The 17,324-nt window shown below is 52.2% G+C and carries 16 protein-coding genes; 6 read left to right on the forward strand and 10 right to left on the reverse strand.

What is annotated here, in order from left to right; all coding sequences use genetic code 11:
- The first annotated feature begins 56 nt into the window (after nt 1-56).
- From ACIGFL_RS22655 to ACIGFL_RS22665, 3 genes are all read left to right on the forward strand, one after another.
- Nucleotides 57-1,877, forward strand: coding sequence for a Mu transposase C-terminal domain-containing protein (locus ACIGFL_RS22655; RefSeq protein WP_080965150.1), 1,821 nt, complete (start codon nt 57-59; stop codon nt 1,875-1,877).
- Nucleotides 1,874-2,737: a TniB family NTP-binding protein gene (locus ACIGFL_RS22660; protein WP_053069166.1), complete on the forward strand. Its 864-nt coding sequence runs from the start codon at nt 1,874-1,876 to the stop codon at nt 2,735-2,737. The genes ACIGFL_RS22655 and ACIGFL_RS22660 overlap by 4 nt, the downstream gene beginning before the upstream one ends.
- A gap of 107 nt (nt 2,738-2,844) precedes the next feature.
- Entirely contained in the window at nt 2,845-3,789 is a 945-nt protein-coding gene (locus ACIGFL_RS22665; RefSeq protein ID WP_138412860.1) for a hypothetical protein, read from the forward strand.
- A gap of 221 nt (nt 3,790-4,010) precedes the next feature.
- Here the strand turns inward: ACIGFL_RS22665 and ACIGFL_RS22670 are convergent, their stop codons facing one another.
- The 4 genes from ACIGFL_RS22670 to ACIGFL_RS22685 all read right to left on the reverse strand — a co-directional run bounded on the left by ACIGFL_RS22670 (nt 4,011) and on the right by ACIGFL_RS22685 (nt 6,942).
- Complete coding sequence (locus ACIGFL_RS22670) at nt 4,011-4,610, reverse strand: DUF6088 family protein (protein ID WP_397498659.1); 600 nt, start codon at nt 4,608-4,610, stop codon at nt 4,011-4,013.
- Nucleotides 4,611-4,624: 14 nt separating this feature from the next.
- Nucleotides 4,625-4,888, reverse strand: coding sequence for a BPSL0761 family protein (locus ACIGFL_RS22675; RefSeq protein ID WP_048329185.1), 264 nt, complete (start codon nt 4,886-4,888; stop codon nt 4,625-4,627).
- A 66-nt stretch (nt 4,889-4,954) separates the two neighbouring features.
- Entirely contained in the window at nt 4,955-6,355 is a 1,401-nt protein-coding gene (locus tag ACIGFL_RS22680; RefSeq protein WP_395764786.1) for a DEAD/DEAH box helicase, read from the reverse strand.
- Nucleotides 6,352-6,942: a hypothetical protein gene (locus tag ACIGFL_RS22685; protein WP_048329182.1), complete on the reverse strand. Its 591-nt coding sequence runs from the start codon at nt 6,940-6,942 to the stop codon at nt 6,352-6,354. The genes ACIGFL_RS22680 and ACIGFL_RS22685 overlap by 4 nt, the downstream gene beginning before the upstream one ends.
- A gap of 101 nt (nt 6,943-7,043) precedes the next feature.
- Here ACIGFL_RS22685 and ACIGFL_RS22690 point away from each other — a divergent pair, with 101 nt between their 5' ends.
- Nucleotides 7,044-7,274 (forward strand): helix-turn-helix domain-containing protein, encoded by a 231-nt coding sequence (locus ACIGFL_RS22690; RefSeq protein WP_048329181.1) that lies wholly within the window; start codon nt 7,044-7,046, stop codon nt 7,272-7,274.
- A gap of 80 nt (nt 7,275-7,354) precedes the next feature.
- Here the strand turns inward: ACIGFL_RS22690 and ACIGFL_RS22695 are convergent, their stop codons facing one another.
- The gene (locus ACIGFL_RS22695) at nt 7,355-8,344 is read right to left on the reverse strand and encodes a DNA-binding protein (RefSeq protein ID WP_048329180.1); all 990 of its coding nucleotides are present in this window, start codon (nt 8,342-8,344) and stop codon (nt 7,355-7,357) included.
- A gap of 179 nt (nt 8,345-8,523) precedes the next feature.
- Between ACIGFL_RS22695 and ACIGFL_RS22700 the strand changes: the two genes are divergently transcribed.
- Together ACIGFL_RS22700 and ACIGFL_RS22705 are read left to right on the forward strand one after the other, a co-directional pair.
- Nucleotides 8,524-9,504, forward strand: a complete 981-nt coding sequence (locus ACIGFL_RS22700; RefSeq protein WP_013715603.1) for a site-specific integrase — start codon at nt 8,524-8,526, stop codon at nt 9,502-9,504.
- 84 nt (nt 9,505-9,588) lie between these two features.
- A complete protein-coding gene (locus ACIGFL_RS22705; RefSeq protein ID WP_041769451.1) occupies nt 9,589-10,101 on the forward strand; it encodes an NADAR family protein in 513 nt (170 codons plus the stop codon).
- Between the two features lies 1 nt (nt 10,102).
- Here the strand turns inward: ACIGFL_RS22705 and ACIGFL_RS22710 are convergent, their stop codons facing one another.
- The 5 genes from ACIGFL_RS22710 to ACIGFL_RS22730 are packed head-to-tail and all read right to left on the reverse strand — an operon-like array spanning nt 10,103 to nt 17,182.
- A complete protein-coding gene (locus tag ACIGFL_RS22710; RefSeq protein WP_013715604.1) occupies nt 10,103-11,170 on the reverse strand; it encodes a PfkB family carbohydrate kinase in 1,068 nt (355 codons plus the stop codon).
- A gap of 28 nt (nt 11,171-11,198) precedes the next feature.
- On the reverse strand, nt 11,199-12,242 hold the full coding sequence (locus tag ACIGFL_RS22715; RefSeq protein WP_041769452.1) for a hypothetical protein: 1,044 nt from the start codon (nt 12,240-12,242) through the stop codon (nt 11,199-11,201).
- Nucleotides 12,243-12,247: 5 nt separating this feature from the next.
- On the reverse strand, nt 12,248-14,143 hold the full coding sequence (locus tag ACIGFL_RS22720; protein WP_013715605.1) for a hypothetical protein: 1,896 nt from the start codon (nt 14,141-14,143) through the stop codon (nt 12,248-12,250).
- Nucleotides 14,136-15,254, reverse strand: a complete 1,119-nt coding sequence (locus tag ACIGFL_RS22725; RefSeq protein WP_041769453.1) for a hypothetical protein — start codon at nt 15,252-15,254, stop codon at nt 14,136-14,138. The genes ACIGFL_RS22720 and ACIGFL_RS22725 overlap by 8 nt, the downstream gene beginning before the upstream one ends.
- The gene (locus ACIGFL_RS22730; protein ID WP_013715606.1) at nt 15,251-17,182 is read right to left on the reverse strand and encodes an HAD family hydrolase; all 1,932 of its coding nucleotides are present in this window, start codon (nt 17,180-17,182) and stop codon (nt 15,251-15,253) included. Before ACIGFL_RS22730 ends, ACIGFL_RS22725 begins: the two co-directional genes overlap by 4 nt.
- Nucleotides 17,183-17,324: the final 142 nt, after the last annotated feature.

The raw sequence follows: 17,324 nt of genomic DNA on the forward strand, positions 1-17,324 counted from the left end.
CTTGGCGATATGTTGCCGAAAGATGTTTCTCTCCAAATTTTGCAGCGAAACTATATATGACAGATCAACTAATTGTTGGGGAGCTAGTAGTCGCAAAGGGAAAGCTTGCCACAATTCAACAGATTCTTAGCGCAAAGAGCATTAGGGTAGTCGTTAAGGCAACTGGCGAAGCTTTGATGGTTTCTCAGCGCGATATTGAGAGGATTGTTGGTCTCACAGGAGGGGTGGCTGGGGGTAATGTAATAAATTTGAATGTGAATGATTATGGAGAAGACGAGCTATCGCTAGCTGTAGAGCGGTACAACGTTATTAGCCAGTGGAGGGTGAAGGAAGTAACAACCGCTCAAGCTTGTGTGAAGCTGAATTTGTCGCGGAGCTATTTTTTTCGTTTGGCTAAGATGTGTGATGAGGAAATTGGTCCTCTGTCATTGGTTCTTCAGCGGCGTGGGGTTAAGAAAGGAGTTACTAGATTAGATGAAGCTGTAGAGGTAATTGTTTTTGATGCGACTCATAAAGTTTACAATTCGAAAGGTGCTAGCTATAGCAAAGTGTGGCTCGAGGTAGATGTCGCATGTAAAGAGCAGGGGTTACCATCCCCTTGTAAAGCTACAGTTTTACGACGTGTGAAGTTAATTCTCTCAGAGAAAAAAAGAGTCAAAATCAAAGCCGGGGCCGATGCCGCAGCACAACAGTTCTCGGCGCGACCGGGAAAGAAAAAAGTCGAAAGGCCGTTGCAATGGGTGCAAATGGATCACACGTTGGTCGACATTATCCTTTTAGCGGATGATCGTATCAATGTGATTGGTCGCCCTTGGTTGACGGTGATAATTGATATATATACAAGAGTGATTGTCGGCTATTACCTCAGCCTTCACGTTCCGTCGTCAGTTTCTGTGGCGTGTGCACTTAGTCAAAGTGTGCTTCCTAAAATAGGTTTTGCCAAAAGCATGGGCATAGATCCCGTAGACTATCCCTATTATGGTAAGCCAGACGTTTTGCACATGGATAATGCTGCGGAGTTCACCAGTCCCAAATTTAAAGCTGGATGCGAGTCATTTGGAATACATCCCGAATATCGACCAGTTGGTGAAAAGCACTTTGGTGGTCATGTTGAACGATTGATTGGTACTTTCATGACGACAAAAGTCCACCTCTTAAAAGGAACAACAATGTCGAACTCAGTTGCACGAAGAGATCTCGACAGCGAAAAGAATGCCACAATGACATTCTTCGACTTTTCTCGTTGGTTTGCACGCGAAGTGGTTGTTTATCACTCGACCATTCATAGTGCGTTGAAAGTTAGTCCGCGGCAAGCTTGGTATGACTATTTTGCTCCCTCCGGTGGGCTTCCGTATCCACCGAAAATTTCAGAACCGGAGCAGCTGAAGCTTTGGTTTATGCCTCAAGAAGTACGAAAAATTAACCCCGAAGGTATAAAGTTACACGGTCAGACGTATTGGGATCCTATTTTAGTGCCCTTTGTTGGGACTAATAAGGCGGTTGTTAAATTTGATCCGTTTAATTTGAATGAGGTGTGGGTTAAGTTAAATGGACAGTTCTGCTCAATTCGTCTATCCGACTTAACGATCCAAGCACCAAATTATGAAGAATATCGTGCAAGCAGGTTACATAGGCGGCCAGTTCGAGTCGGGGCAATTGATAGTGCTGGAGGGCTTAAAGCCTACAGGGAAAAGCAGGGCATCGAGAAAGAGAGCATCGTCTTAACGCGTAAGCAAAGACGCCGAAAAGCTGCGGAAAAAGCCTATCTTGATGCCTACCCTGGTCCTATTGGCGACAATCCGGCAGTTAAGCCCGAAAAAGTCAAGCCTGACTATTCAGCTCTTCCGGAAAGATTCAGATCTGGGGGGAGCAAATGAGTAGCGAACACGTTCGATCTGACATACAGAAGTATTTATCCGCCGATGTGGATACTCGAATAGCCGCAATTCATAATGAGCTTTGGGTTGATAATAATTCCAGCGAAGCAGTTTTTAGAATGATGAATAATATTGCGGAAGTCCCAGATCGCATTAATGCCCCCGCGCTGCTCGTGATCGGCCCTGGTGGTTCGGGGAAAACGGCCATAATATCACAAATCCCGAAGCGAATTAAGAATAGTGAAGGATTGGTTGTTATATCCATGGCCGAGTCGCCTGAGATAAGCGTCAAGAAAAGCCTTAAAGCCGAACTCGCCTTGGCTCTCGGTTTGCCTCTAGCCTCTGGGGTGAGACCTAAAAGCGGCTCGGATATTATCCCAAATGAAATTAGAGAGGTTATCAGGCTTAGAAGAGTTTGGGGCTTGGTTATCGATGAATTTCATGATGCACTTTTGCGTCCTAAGCAAGAGCAGCGAGTTAATATGTCAATCCTCAAGAAATTACTTGGGGTCGAGTATGGATTGAAGTTATTTTGCTTTGGCACCGTTAGCGCGCGGAATGCCCTGCAGTCCAATGATGAATTTAAAAGGCGATTTCATGAGGTTACGCTTACGGATTGGTGTGAAGATGAGGGTTTTAGATCGTTCTTGCTAGAAGTCGAGGAATCATTGCCATTGCGAATGCCATCGCAGCTCTATTCTGAGGAGATGGTAAGGTCGATTTTATCTATTACCTATGGCCGAATGGACAAGACTCTCGAGTTGATTAGAAGTGCTGCATGTTATGCAGTAAAGCTAGGCGTTGAGAAAATTGATCTGAATATGCTGCAGCGTGCAAACAAAAATCTCTGGGGCTACTAGATGTGAGATTAAGTGCGCTACTAACGCCGAATTTTGACGAGACGCTATCGTCATGGCTTTTTCGGTGCAGCCTTAATCGGCATATAATAAAATTTACGCGCCTGGAATTGGCCGAACGTCCGTTGCATTGGTGGGAAGGGCTAGAGTTCAGGTCCGCTGATCCAGATGTTGATTTTTTTTCAGCGTCTCAACGCCTGGGGGAAGGGCGTGAGGACATTAATCCAGAATGGTTGAGTGTTTATTTCGGTTTACGTAATGGAACTGCAGTTGAATGGAGTTATCGCCGTTTCTTTTGTCCGGACTGTTTGCGAAATGACGTAGCCAATGGTCATTTACCTATATGGCGAAAAAGTTGGTGCTATTCCCATTCATGTATTTGCAGTATGCATAAAAAGGAATTGGTCGCGCTATCTGATGCGTCTCGTTACTCGAAAGCGTGGGATGCTTTTGTCCAAGAATGTAATTCGGTCTCAAGAAGTAATGTGGCGGAAGACCCATGGTTTTCACGTTTCCGCTCTACCACTCTTATGAAGATTGAGCACTTTCTTACTGGTAGCAGAGCTAGTCGGAGATATATCGTGGTTGATTTATTCAATAAGTTATTCTGTATTTTTCTTCAAGCTCCTTTTCATGGTGGTCGAGGTGGATCTGCGAGAATCCATTTTCAGACAGAGAGAGGTATGCGGTTTTCTGATCCGACCTCCTTTGAGCAAAGCATATTCAAGGGGGCTTCCATCGCGGACCCGCCAAGTAGATTTGGAAGCATGATATTTGCTGCTTCATTGCTAGATATTATTCCTTATTCAAGATTTTTGATGTTCATTGAAGCGTGTGAGGATGCAAAGATTGGTCTACTAATATCTAGGGACTTACATCGGGCTGCAGCCTTTCCTTATGTCGATGGGGCCGGGTATAGAGCACTGCATCGTTATTTGGGTGGTTTTCCCAGGAAGGACTTTCCGTTATTGGATCGCCACCTTCAACTCCAAGAGGTCAGATATGCTCGTGAGGGTGTGCTCGGCCTGCATTTGTTCGGAACAGTTCTTGACTAGCGGTTGTTAGTCTACGCAACTCTGTTCGTGCATAAATATGACAAATCGTGAATCTTGTTTCTGCCTATGAAAAGGTATTTTGGTACTGCGGAAAATTGACAAGCTGAAGCAAGTAATTCCTATCCTTACTTGTCAACTCAAAATCCATCAATGATCGGTCGATACCGATCGCATTGGGCATCAAGGGGCGCTGTACTAGGGCGTTTTTTCATTGGGGCAGGTTATGCCTCCAACGCAACGCGCATCCATTTTGGCATTTTGGATGTCATTAGTTTCGCTAGGTCTTCAGGTCTAAGCGCCTTTTTAATTGTGACAATACACTCCGGGGTAGAGTTGTCTTTACCGAGGTAAAATAATGCGCTGATGGCGGTGCCTACCTCGGTTCCGCAGTGCTGCATGACCATTGGCGGAGCATGAACCAAACGGATTTCAGCTTTCCCTATAAAAATTGATCGACTGGGGCCGCTTGTGTAATAGATCGGAATAAGCGGCATTTGGGTGCTCAGTCCAAACAATCTGACCGCATCTGCGCCATGAAGCTGCAGAACCTGGTGGTTCTGGCTGGCAATCAAATTTGTCACTTGCCATACGTTTGGGCGAACCCATGCTGTGTATTGACCGGGTTTCGGTCGCATGTAGATTCCTCGATACACCCGCTCAAGTTCACCTCGGTTGACCAGTCGATTTATTGCTTTAGATACGGCTCTTCTCGTTCCAAATTCCGCGAATCGCCGGATACTGAATGGCTGTCCTTTGGGAGTCAGCTTGACTCGTTGAGCAACGCGGGCAGTTACCGAAAGGACTCTATCAGCGCGGATCATTACTTACCCTATGGCTATAGCGTGTAGTTTAATGACGAACTGAAGAGCGGCTGATGGAAAGCAATTACCCTTCGTCGATATTCATCATCTTGCGCATCAATCACCAGGCACTCTTCGAGGCGCCCTAACGAGAAAATTTGGTTAGCTGACGGGTAATGCCTGAGCAGGCTTTTTGCATAGCTGCGGATGTCCTGGGGCAGCTCAGTGTTGCGAGAGAGTTCTCGTAGGAACTCTTCGGTCTTGATGACGCTGCGGGTTCTCTCGTGGGGAAGGGTCAATGCGTTGCCTCCTGATTCAGCCAACCACAAAAGCCGACGTCTGAGCTCTGATATCTACATAAGAAATCAAAAGCAAGCCAGCAACTGCTGACGATAGTGCTTGGAAAAGCTGACCTGGTAGCTTGGTTCGGGGGCAGAGTCTTCCAGAGAGATGCGGGACGTAGCGACGGCTCCAAATACCTGTGCGTTGCTATTTTCAGTACTGCCATCCACTCTGTCGACATTGTCGGCAGACCCAATCAAGCCGGAAATGGAGCTTGAGGTATAGGTTGGCATCTGGACCTCGTTAAGCACCGCCAGGTCATCCGGCAGATCATCTGCAATTCTTTCCGCCATGCACTTCAATGCCGGCTCCGCCAACATGAATAGCCACGCTTGATCATCGGGCTCGCCTGTGCGTCGAAGCACTCGCCCTAGTACTTGTCGGTAATGCAGCTCGGTGCGGATGCGGCTCAGGTAGCAACATACCTGAAGGCGTGGGATGTCCGTACCTTCACTGATCATTCCCACAGCGATAATCCAGCGGCAGTTGCTGTGTCTGAACTCATTGATCACTTGTTGTGCGGCGGGAGTTATGTTGGTCACGATGCGGCAATCGTCACCCCGGGCTTCCAGGGCCCGGGCAATTTGCTGGGCGTGTTCGATATCGGTGGCAACCACCAAACCTGCTGCATCAAGCTTGATCAGGCGAAGCTCATCCAGCTTGCTGCACCCACGACTGAGCAACTGATCGATCACTTCGTCATGGCGCAGCAGCTCTTCGTAGGTGACAGGGGATTCGCCCAATAGTTTGGCGATGCTCGGAAACATCCTGACAGTGCACTCTGTGTCCAGCTCTTCGGTAAGTTTCACCTTTTGATTGTCGAGCAGGACAATGCGGGGAGCGCGGCATACCTGATCAGTGATGGCTTCTTTCAGTCCGTAGCGGTAGTCGCAGATCAGATGCCCTTCGGGGCTCGAATAGCGAGCCAGAGCAATGGGCCGGTCGTCTGAACGCCAAGGCGTACCAGATAGCGCCAAGGTGAAAGTGGCCCTGTCTTGTATTCGCTGAAGAATTTGCTGGCCCCAAGAGTTGCTTAGTGATAGATCGTGGCCGGCGCAGTGGTGAATCTCGTCAAACACCGCAAACACTCGATAGTCAGTGAGGAGTTGCCAGAACGCCTCATCTCGGTACTCCATGGCCTGATAGGTGAACGCTGCGCCTGCTGCGCCGAGTTGGCCGTCAAAGCGTCTACCGAGAACGGCAGCAAAGGATGCGCGAAAGCCCTCGACCACCTGGCAAGATGGCGCGAAGCAGAGCACCAGATCGATTTTGCCCTGACCAAGTAGCCTGCTGGCCAGTTCAGCCGCCATGCGCGTCTTGCCGGCGCCTGGCGTCGCTTGGCAGAAGAAGTGGGGTGTGGATTCAAATCGTTCAAGCGCTTTGTCGATGCAGCGGCGCTGCCAGTTTCGCAGTTGTGTGGTCATCGTGCGGAGGCAAGTGTCTTGAGCGTCTTTTCGATGGCGCGGAGATGGCCCAGCAGGCGTGAGCTTCGGTCTCTGGCCTCCAGATACTCGCTTTCGACCTTGTCGCGGAGATGCGGCATATCCTCAAGAAGCAGCTTATATCGCTCCGCCTCGCCCATCGATGCCAGGAAGTCCAATCGGACCTCTTTGAGAAGCGTCTCCAGATGCTGATCCATACCGGGTGAGGGTTCAGGCGACACTGCTGCATTATCGGAAGTTGATGGTGCCCGGTCTGGCTCACCAGCAGTCTTACGGCTGTTCTCGAACCCGTTGTCAATCAACTCTAGCTGCAGATGTGTCGGGATGGATAGGAGGTGGTAGACCTGTCCCCGTACGCGGCGCTCTTCGTCATGCACGAGCCAACCTATGCGTAACATTCGGCGTATCTGTTCATACACATAGCGGCGCACATCGCCGATGCGATAGGTCATGCCTTCGAGGCGCTTGGCGTAGGCATCGCGCAGTTCACGAATCGTGAATCGTGTGCGGCCTTCCTCCTGAAGCAGCTCATACAGCCGCCTGTCGAAGGTGAACGAGGCTGATTTCATTGCGGCACCAGAGAGGATAGCGCGAAAAATACGGATTATAGTCCGTGGCCTGTGCGTCCGTAAACGCATGATATTGCCGTCTCAGCGGAATTGAGACGGTCATGGATAAGTTGGCGAAAGCGTTGGGCGAACGCATCCGAGCGCAGAGAAAGGCCTGCCGGATTTCTCAGGATGCCCTGGCGCTGGCCTGCAGCATCGACCGCAGCTATATGGGGCGGATTGAGCGGGGTGAAGTAAGCATCACCGTAGAGAAGCTGTATCGAATTGCACGCCAGCTCGCCTGTGACCCGGCCTATCTGCTACCTAAACTGTCCGAACTGAAACCAACCTGAATGATCCTGGGTTGAAAGTCGCAGCTGACCGCCGCGCGGCGTGGCAAGTGATCCACGTCCTCGAGTATTGGTTTGTCGATCTAGTCGTCTCGGCCAGCTTTGCTTTTTGCTGGCGGAGCCGATTTATCTACTGCCACGGTTGCGCGCTCGGCATTCCGTGGCTGTCGGCGGGTGCCTTGCCTGGCCTTGGACTTGCTCAAGCGGTCCAGTTCGCCCTGTAGATCCTGATTGCGCTGCTCCAGGACCAGCTTGATGGCTTCTATCGCGCTGAGTTGGCTCTGCAGAGCTTCAAGGGCCAGAGCTTTCTGATCCAGCAGACGTTGCTGGGCCTGCTGATCCTTGTGCAGCTGCCTTGCTTCGGTGAGAAGGCGCGCGTTGTCGCGATTCAGCTGGGTCAGTTCGTCCTGCTTGACGATTAACGTCTGCTGCAGCTGACGCGTTTCCAGTTGCAACTGCTGCACCTGCGACTCGTGTCGACGCTGTTCCTGTTCGCGCTGTTCCTTGCTGGCCTGCCGGTAGTGCTCCAGGGTGTCGCGTGCATGTTGGTGCTTTTCCTCTAGCGAATGGATCTGTGCGTCGCGATCCTGTAGCCGCTCCTCCAGATCGCGATTGGCCTGCTGCAGGCGGGCGTTCTCGACCTCGGTCTGCTGCCGCTGCTCGCGTGCTTGCTGCAGCTCGTGATGAGTCGCCTGAAGTCGTTCGGCGTCGAGGGCAGCCTGACCTTCCAGCTGTTGGATGCGGCTTTCGGCCTGTTGAATCCGCTGCTGGTAGTCGATCCGTTCGCGGCCCAACTGTTCCCGCTCGCCGGCGACGGCGGCTTGCGCCTCCTCCTGCAACTGGTCGGCCAGTTGGCTCACCAGGTTGGCTAATTGCTCGCTCAGCGAAAGCGGCACCGCCCCGCGGCTGCGGTCGGCGGGTTCCAGCTCTTTCAGGTAGCGGTGAATGGTGGTCTTCGAACCGGTATTGCCCAGTTCAACCCGTATCGCATCGATGCTCGGGTGCTCGCCGCGGGCGAGGAGGGCGGTGCGAGCCTTCTGTACCACCGCCTTGTTGATACCGCCACGCGCCATGTTGGCCTCCTACAATTACGTACTGTATTACATACCCTGTATTTACATTCTATGTTTCAGCGAAAGTTTGCACTAGAAGGAAGCTGAATTAAAATTGGATAATCACGAATTATCCAAGGTGAAGCGGCTTTTTCGTCGTTTGCCAGTCGCTCACCGGTACACCAGGGGGATAGGCCCAGATGAGCCAGGACATCGAGCGGTACCTGCAGGCCGGCACTCGCGCCAACACGCGGCGCAGCTACCAGCAAGCGCTCGAGCACTTCGAGGTGACCTGGGGCGGCTTTCTGCCGGCGACCAGCGATGCCATCGTGCGTTACCTGGTCGATCACGCCGCCACGCTGTCCAGCAACACCCTCAAGCTGCGTCTGGCAGCGTTGGCGCAGTGGCACACCAGCCAAGGTTTTCCCGATCCGACCAAGACCCCGCTGGTCCGCCAGATCCTCAAGGGCATTCGGACGCTGCACCCACGGCAGGAGAAGCAGGCCGAGCCGTTGCAGCTCCTCCAACTTGAGCAGTGCGTGCAGTGGCTGGAGCAGGCCGAGGGGAGGGCACGAGCGGAAGATGACTGGCCGCGGTTGCTGCGCTGTTGCCGCGACCGCGCGCTGATTCTGATTGGTTTCTGGCGGGCGTTTCGCAGCGATGAGCTCTGCCGCCTGCAGGTCGAGCACATCCAGGTGCGGAGCGGGGAGGGGATGCAGCTCTTTCTGCCGTGGAGCAAAGGCGACCGGGACAGCCATGGCCAAACCTTCAGCGCGCCGGCGCTGGCCAAGTTGTGTCCCGTACAGGCCTACGTCGACTGGATAAGCGTGGCAGGTATCGCGAGGGGGCCGGTGTTCCGCAGTATCGATCGCTGGGGCCATCTGGGTGAAGAAGGCCTGCACCCGAACAGTGTCGTTCCGCTCCTGCGCGCCGTCCTACAGGCGGCAGGGCTGCCAGGGGAGCTGTACAGCAGCCATTCGTTGCGCCGTGGCTTTGCCACCTGGGCCACGCGTAATAGCTGGGACCTCAAGGCGCTGATGCAATACGTCGGCTGGAGCGATGGCCAGTCGGCCTTGCGCTATGTCGAGAGCGTCGGGGTGTTCCCGGGACAGCTGAGTACGCCACAGCTCATTCTCAGCGCCGAGAATCCGGAGTTAGATGGTCCAGCGGTGCGGACTTGAAAAACAACGTTTGCGTTCTAGCGTGCCGCTTTGGCAACCCATATGCTTGGCCTCAGGCCGATAGTCATTAGGTGAGGAGCAGTAATGCAGGAAATTCGGTTCTACCGTGCAAATGAAAAGCCTTATGGGGCCTTAAGTAACCTGTATAAGCGCGAAGTGTTGTTTGAGGATGTCGTGTATCCCACCTCCGAGCACGCTTACCAAGCGGGCAAGCCTCGCAAGGAAGCCGTGCGGGATTGGATCCTTGCGGCTCCATCGCCAGCGCTAGTGGCAATGGCTGCTCACGGTCTTTACTGGTGGGACATTCGCCCGGGCTGGTCGAAAGTTAAATTTGAGCGCATGCGCGCTATTCTCTTGGCCAAGTTCACTCAACACGAGGATCTGAAAGCGCTCCTGCTTTCTACCGGTGAGGCCCGGCTCGTCGAGTCGGCCACTGTTGATAACGAGGTTAACAGGACTTGGGGCGAGGTCAATGGCAAGGGCAAGAATATGCTCGGAGTGCTGCTGATGGAGGTTCGCGACGAGCTTCGCAAGGCAGAAGCAAAGCCCGTAAGGGCTGTTAAAAAGCCGCGGAAAGCTGCTGTGTCAGTCGACTAGATCAGCGGGCCTGACAGCACACTTCAAGTGGGTCCGTGCTACTGACCGCGATGGCGTGTGTCTTCTGCCGGGCAAGCTTCCCGAGTTGCGAGGCTGTCGCTGTTTCGCTTGCCTGATTGTCGCGGCCAGTGCACAGCTGCTGGGCGAACGAAAGAATCTCGTCGGGTGTAAGAACCCTCAGCAACCCTCGAGCGCCACGGGTTAGACAGTTCATTGAGGAAAGCGCCTGACCAAACGACAGCGCGTGTTCCAGCTCGCTTTCCTTGAGGTCACTCCAGTCGTGCACTCGGTTTTGCTGTAGGGAGTACACCAGTCCAGCGGTGCACCAGTCACCTGCTCCTGCAGTGTCTGCAACCTCTGGTAGGGGAAAGGCTGATAGCTGGCGCCACTCGCTGCCGGAGACCGGACTACGGAAGCGCAGCCCGCGTGGGCCTAGAGTCTGGATCTCAACCAGAATGGAGCTGGGGAGTGGTCGAGAAAACGAATGGAAGCGCTCATCCGCGTATTTGATGATGTGGACGTTCTGCAGAATTGCGGAGAAAAGATCTTCATCGTCGCCGGCAGTAGAAGGCTCGAATACGACCAAGGCTCCAGATTCGTAATAGGACTTTGCTAGCTCATAACCTGCCTTGGTAGGCCGATCGAGATAGAAGACATCGGTCTTTGATTGCCCCTGCAAAGCTTTGTTGACGATGCGGTCGTCACACTCGACTATGGGGTAATGCTTCTTCCCACAGCAGGGGCAGCTGAAGCTGAAACGGTGTGTTGGAGAGCTACTGCTTTGAGGCGCTAGCTGATGCTGGTAGATCACGTTCGTGCGTTGGGAACTGGAGATATCCACGAATCGTAGATCTGCCCCAATGGCTTGAAGCTCATTGCAGAGTCGTTCGCCGGCAGGGTCCTGGCCAAAGCTTGCAACAGGCGTAGCGGCCCAACCCAAGGATCCCAGGATGGACAAAACGTTACCTGTCGACCCACCCAGTGCAGAACCCAAGCGGCGAGAGTCCGCTCCTAAAATCACGTCCAGGGCAAAGAGCCCAGTACCGACAATTCGATTCTGCTGCCACATATTTTCTCCTCCCCATCCTGGAGAACCCTTACGGACGGCGTAACCAAGCGTGCCACATACGGTCTGGCTTGTCTTTTGAGACCTGCGGAACCGTCTGCTGTTCACATCGGTAACCCATCGTCTCAGAGTATACCACTGGCAAATCTAGCGATATGGCGGCAAACAGCATGCCGAGACTCCCCATCTTGCTGCCGCTGGGCGACAAAATGGTGCGTGGAGGCGTTTCACCAAAGCTCTTGAGGGCGGACTCCCGCCCATTGTGAATGCGCTCAATCGTCGCAAAAACGTCCGTCGGGTCCGACTCGTGGGCATAAATAATGTCTAGGAGGTTCACGTCCCAATCTGTAAGGATCAAGTCATGGAACTCCCGCATCAGCTCATCTCCGCGGCGAGGATCTAAGGCAGGAAAGGGCAGGATTGGTGCGACCTCCTGCGGCCGTTCTTTACGAAAAATGCGGTCCAATGAATCCCGGTTTTTTTCGGAAAGTTGAGGAATCCAAAGCTTGATTGCTTGGATCACCTCATCGGTATCCATGTCCGCCTGGAAACCATGCATGTACTGCGGAGAGTCCGTGTACATTGCGGTTGTCTTGAGGGGGGAGACGGCGCGATCAGCAATCACTACATGAGCATTTGTCTTGCTCTCGTACGCCTGTTTCACCAAGGGAAAACATACGCCTCGGGACATGGTTGTTGCGTCCACAATTACATCGGTGTAATCGTTTGCCAGCCATTTGGCGAAGGTCGACGCTGCGTTTCTGCCGGCAATGCTGGCTGTGTCTTCGGCGATAATGGTCACGGCTTCAAAGCTAAGGCTGTGCTGGCTCAGGATCTTCTCCAGCTCTTCTCGGATCTGATCCGCAGACTGCTCAAGGATCGGCGAAACTTCGGGGCGCTTTTCGATCAGGAAGAGAAAGTCAAAACACTGCAGGTCGCAGATCATCCTGGGGAAGTACAAGCACGCGTCGTTGAAACCGAGCGTGCCCACAAAAAGCGCTTTTTTGGCCAAGGTGAAGTAGCCATTGAAAAAGCCGAGACACTCCTCAGAGTCCTTATGAGTAATCAACTTCACAATGCTTACTCCTTAAGCAGAGACTGCAGGCCAGAGAGAGTGTCCTCAATGAAGCCACCGCGGCGCAAAGTCAAACCATAGGCGATGCTTGGAATTGCTCCGATTTCCAAAAGGCACCAAACACGCCCTTTACATTTATATTGAGGGACGAAGACTAAGGCCTTATAGGCAAATGCGAAATGCAGAACACGAGTAAGGCGTTCAGAGCGAGCAAGCACCTTGTCCATTTCTTCCTGAGGAATACCAATAGCATTGGCGCCATGGTCAAGAGGGGCATTGGGCAGTAGCGTACGCTCCACACAGCGAGACGCCATTCCGTGTATGAGATCTTTGACCAAGGCATGATATGGGAAATCCCATTCGTCCATGATCTTCGTTGAAAGCTTGCGCAAAGCATCATGTTGCAGCTTCGCCGACAGTTCTGGCTTTTTATTTCTAACGACTCGCATAATAAGCTCGTCGATAAGGGAGCCGGATAGGCGGATGAATTGTTCAATGTTGTTGTTGCTTGCGTCTGCGAGCTTGTCCATCCCAAAGTAATAAGGCCGCCCAAACTCATGAAATAATTGCAGGCGGGCACCTTCGAGCAGAGAGGGGCTTACAGTGCGATCACCTGTAATCGGCTCTTCCGCTGGCTCATCATCCAGCAGGCCAAGTTGGGGGGTTCTATTCCATTCACGCTTGAGTAAAATTCGAAATGCAGCAAGCGCCTCGTCGGGCGGTGTCTTTTCTGGAACGCGCGCGCGCAAAGAACTAATCACAGACTCAGAAAGCTTCGACTCCCGCTGGAGGCTATCTACAGATTTACGAAGCTGCTCAAGTTGGGAGGCAGTCAAGGTCACGCTGTTGTGATCAAGGACACTGGATAGGGTTTTAACAGAGCGACGCGAAAGGTCATTTATTCCACTCAGATACCGAGTACTGATATCTCGGGCCACACCTATAAATCGCTTATTGCGATGGCTTGGCTGCATCAATTTGAGGATGTAGTCCCGCCCACCAGTTGTGCCCGGTCGGTGTTCGCCTTCCTCTATCACGTCTTTAGCCATAGCATCCCGGTAGTCTTCAGGCGACACAACATCAGGACGGCACATTACCCAGCGGCCAATTTTTATGTTGCGCCGCTTAAGCCAATCGCGGAGTTGTGCAAACTGAAGCGGGTGAAGCTCATGCGCGTCATCGACTATTGCCATAGGCAGTAAGTCTACATATTCATCCGACTTTCCAGTTAGCCAGCCTTTTATCCTGAAAAGCTCTATATATTCAAAAACGTCATATGTCTCGTTTATGATTTCAGCCAAATCTTGCTCGCTGGGTGCTACTAGCGCGGTTATCACCTTGAAGACTGCGAGCTCTATTCGCCGCGCATGTTCACGAAACTCTCTTGGCGAGTCGGCCTTAAGGACTTTTCGCGCAGATTCCGAGTCGCTACGCGTCACAATCACAATTTGCTCGAGGTCTATTTCCTCGACGCTTTCGAGTTGCCTAAACCACCCCAGCACTGCCTTGGACTGCACATAGGCCCGCAGAAGCGTTGCCCGAATAGAGTCCGAATAGGGCAGATCCCAAATGCTTCGGAAGTTAGTGGTCATCGGCAATCGATAGGCCAGCAGCGACGGTGCTCCATCTCGCAAAATTTTGAGCTGAGCAAGTGCTATTGCTAATTCCTTATTGATCTCCACTGGGTCGCGCGCAAGCGTGGCCAAAGAGTCGAACTCAATGATTCGGGCAATTGTGGTCTTCCCGCACCCAGGAGTCCCAACGACAATGCTGAGCTTTTCCAGTAACTCCGTACCGTCTTGTGTGAAGAACTCCACCAGCGGAGCATGGCTGACAAGAGGGAGTAGGGTGTTTGGCTCGGCCACATACTCAGTGGCGCGCTTTTTAAATGGATTATCCATTAGTCGAGTGCCGTTTGCGTCGAGCGAAAAGGGGCTTCATTTTGTGTTGGCCTTCAGAGCCGCTATTAGGCGAATCAGCCCATAGCAAGGCAATTGAATTGTTTGGCGTATTGTGTTCAAGGACTAAAGGGAGCCCGCAATTTCTATACCCAAACCAGATGTCGTTCCCCACATGCTTATCTTCAATACCCTTGTCGTAATGAGCTTTGATGAGATCTATTAGCTCTGGAGGGGGCGTGTTGTCATTAACGACAATGGACTCTGGAAGCACATAGGAATATGTGGCGCTGTAGCTGAATTCCTCATGGCTCTCGCTAAAGCGCGCAAGTCGATCGTTGATCGTTTTTTCGGCTTGGGACGAGGCTAAATAATGGTGAGTATACAGGTGGCAATTTTTGGCGAGGATCTGGCCTACTTTTGCTTTGTTAGTATTGTAAAATTTGCTTATTTTCCCCTTCCACTCTCCTTTTTCCTCATCGAGGCGGAGCAGAGAATCACCTGAGCCAGCAAAGTCGTCTACCAAGCATACGGCCTCAAAATGTGGTGTCTCGTCTTTATATTCTTTTTCTATCAACCACTCCGTGAGCTCTTTTGTAAGGTTTTCCCATTTCAGGTCCGACATCTCACTGAAGGGCACGACTTGCTCATTGGATATCTTTCCTTCGTTATAACGGCGGAAGACATCGATGCGCGCACCATCGCTCAACCCTACGAAGATAGTTCGGCGACGGAGAAGCAGTAGTCGACGTTCTGCGGCAGCATCCGTCCAGGTCTCGTAAAACTGGACGCCCAGCTCCTTCGCAACTTGCTTGCGCATGAGCCTGTCCAGTTCAGGCATCATCAAGCTTACGAGGTGATGCATCTCGCGCTGAGTGATGTACACCAGTTGCTTTTTAATAATGCTGAAGGCAACACGACGCTGGGCAACCTGCCGGAACTGACTAAGCCAGTTCAATAAGGCAACATGGAATCGAGAGGCTGGCTGAAACCCTTGGTAGCCATCGTACTTATGGGTGATCATCAACTGAAGAGCGGAGAACTCTTCCGTTGCCTCCTCGTCACTCCAGTCCAGCTGTTCAGCTAACAACCTCAGGGCAATCTTACTCTTCAAGCAACACCCTCCTTGGAAAACCGAAGCTCAAAACCTTTGTCAGTTTTCTGCAGGAAATCTAAATATTGTTGAGTGGCCCCTGCTTGACTAGCGCCCGGAGACGCGAGGTTCCAGCACGAGGTCAACGATGCAGAAACACGGTCAGCGCTAAGGCTGCAGCCCTTGCTAAGTAACTCGTAGTCGTTACCTTCTTCATCGCCACTGTCTCCTAGACGCAAGGCTTGGGTAAGTGGGTCAAAACCAAACCGTTCTGCAATCGCCCGTACCACGTTGTTCTTACTGGTACGGCTATCCAATACGTCGATCGAATGGCCAGAGCAAAAAACTCTCCAGTCTCCGAGTCCTTCGGCATTGAGACGTGTACGCAGTGCCAAGCGGAGTTTTCTGGACTCCTCTGGACTGGATACTTTTATGGTCAGTTGTCCGCCTCTTACAGTATCCTCAAAGCTTTTCAAGCGAGGGTAGTAAGCAGTTGTTTTTAGCCAGCCCAAAAGGCTCAGAAAATCTGTGTTCGGTGTTGGGTGCTCGACTTTTACTTCAAGTGGTTGAAGTAGCGAACCACCGTAATAACCAACCCAAATTGCTTTGTGATACTCCGTAGGGAAAGCCTTAATAAGGTCGTCCCGAAGCGATCCACCTCGACCTGATGCGATTGAGAAGATGAGGCCATCATCGATCAGTTGGAGGATCCGCTTTGCTATGCGCGGGCACATGCCGCTAAAACGATCCTCTGCATTACATAATGTGCCGTCGAAATCACTGATGATTGCTTTGTAGACGGCTCCTTCCAGCTTGCCTTCATAGATCTTTGCCGCTACCTCAGCTTGAACCATCTCTTCTGATGAAACGCTTCGATGGTCGAACTTTCGGCGAGCCGCAAGCGAGTAGCGGTTCTCCGCTTGGCTCCATCCCTTGAAATATTGACTGCTATCCAGTCGGTAAATTTCCCGGCCAAAAGTAGGAACCGTGGGTTGCCCTGGATCGCGGTCTACCGCTCGGGCGATGGCTTCGGTTAGAAGAGTGGCCATAACTAGCCCAGAAACAACCAATTCATTCGGTTCGACACCAGGAATCTCAAGCTTAAACGTCAATATGTCCGTGGGGAAAAGAGCTAGAGTCGCTTCAGCCAGTTCCTTAGAGTCTGCACTATAAGCGGCAATGACGGCTGTACCGTCAGCACCATCCGCCAACTGTAAATGGCGGCCATGAGCGAATTGACGATAGTCTGCGATCTCGACCTTGGCCACTGCGGACTCGGAGAGCTTAGATTCTAAATCGATAGCAAAAGACTTAGTCATTGGATCGTGCAGAACGATGAAGTTACGTCCGCCCATCGCTTTGACTGTCACATCGCTACGCCACTGATCCCGGTACCACTGCAATCGGTCTACATTAAACAGCTGCGCTAGAAACTCACGACTGGTATCCTCAGGGAAGAGCGCCCTGTGCAAAAGCAAGACTGTTGCGATCAGACTGTTCGTTGCTAAATAGCCATCTTTGCCCCAGGGCATCTCATGCGAAAAGATTCGTGTTGCCCGGTTCTCAACAGCGCGCCTGGTCAGCGGATTGTCTTTGGTGAGAGTGAGCGCCGCACACGTCATGTCCGACTGCATTGCGTACGTCGCTGCGGCCAGAACATCTGGATTGCGGCCCTCTGCAGAAAGCAACATGACTTTTGAGGTAGGAGTGAACCTGGCTTTGGCCGACAGTTCCATCGGGGTCAGCGCACGGGTAGGAGAACCATGTGCGATCTCTCGTAACTCAGCTGCTGCGAACGCTGCTGAATATGAGCCTCCGGAACCAATGAAGCAGGCGTATTCACCGGTCCATCTACTCAAGTACCGATGGAGGGGTAACACGACTTGCTGCGTTGCCCACACATAGGTCGCATGAATAGCATCAAGCTCCGCATGATATGGTTTTCCCACTTACCACTCCTTCCTTGCCCGTCGACCAGCTGCACTAGTGGCACCATGCCTGTCTTCATGCGTTAGAGCAATGGTACAAGCCCATCGAGGTGCAATATTGGCTGGCCCAGAGAAGTTGCCGTAGCTACACCGCCAGCGATCT

Source organism: Pseudomonas sp. NPDC077649, assembly GCF_044542855.1.
In the GTDB taxonomy this organism is placed as follows: domain Bacteria; phylum Pseudomonadota; class Gammaproteobacteria; order Pseudomonadales; family Pseudomonadaceae; genus Aquipseudomonas.

Bases quoted from the DNA above. Each gene is read 5' to 3' on its own strand.
- ACIGFL_RS22655 (WP_080965150.1), top strand. From the start codon at position 57: ATGACAGATCAACTAATTGTTGGGGAGCTAGTAGTCGCAAAGGGAAAG.
- ACIGFL_RS22660 (WP_053069166.1), top strand. From the start codon at position 1,874: ATGAGTAGCGAACACGTTCGATCTGACATACAGAAGTATTTATCCGCC.
- ACIGFL_RS22670 (WP_397498659.1), bottom strand. From the start codon at position 4,610: ATGATCCGCGCTGATAGAGTCCTTTCGGTAACTGCCCGCGTTGCTCAA.
- ACIGFL_RS22680 (WP_395764786.1), bottom strand. From the start codon at position 6,355: ATGACCACACAACTGCGAAACTGGCAGCGCCGCTGCATCGACAAAGCG.
- ACIGFL_RS22685 (WP_048329182.1), bottom strand. From the start codon at position 6,942: ATGAAATCAGCCTCGTTCACCTTCGACAGGCGGCTGTATGAGCTGCTT.
- ACIGFL_RS22690 (WP_048329181.1), top strand. From the start codon at position 7,044: ATGGATAAGTTGGCGAAAGCGTTGGGCGAACGCATCCGAGCGCAGAGA.
- ACIGFL_RS22695 (WP_048329180.1), bottom strand. From the start codon at position 8,344: ATGGCGCGTGGCGGTATCAACAAGGCGGTGGTACAGAAGGCTCGCACC.
- ACIGFL_RS22700 (WP_013715603.1), top strand. From the start codon at position 8,524: ATGAGCCAGGACATCGAGCGGTACCTGCAGGCCGGCACTCGCGCCAAC.
- ACIGFL_RS22705 (WP_041769451.1), top strand. From the start codon at position 9,589: ATGCAGGAAATTCGGTTCTACCGTGCAAATGAAAAGCCTTATGGGGCC.
- ACIGFL_RS22710 (WP_013715604.1), bottom strand. From the start codon at position 11,170: ATGTGGCAGCAGAATCGAATTGTCGGTACTGGGCTCTTTGCCCTGGAC.
- ACIGFL_RS22720 (WP_013715605.1), bottom strand. From the start codon at position 14,143: ATGGATAATCCATTTAAAAAGCGCGCCACTGAGTATGTGGCCGAGCCA.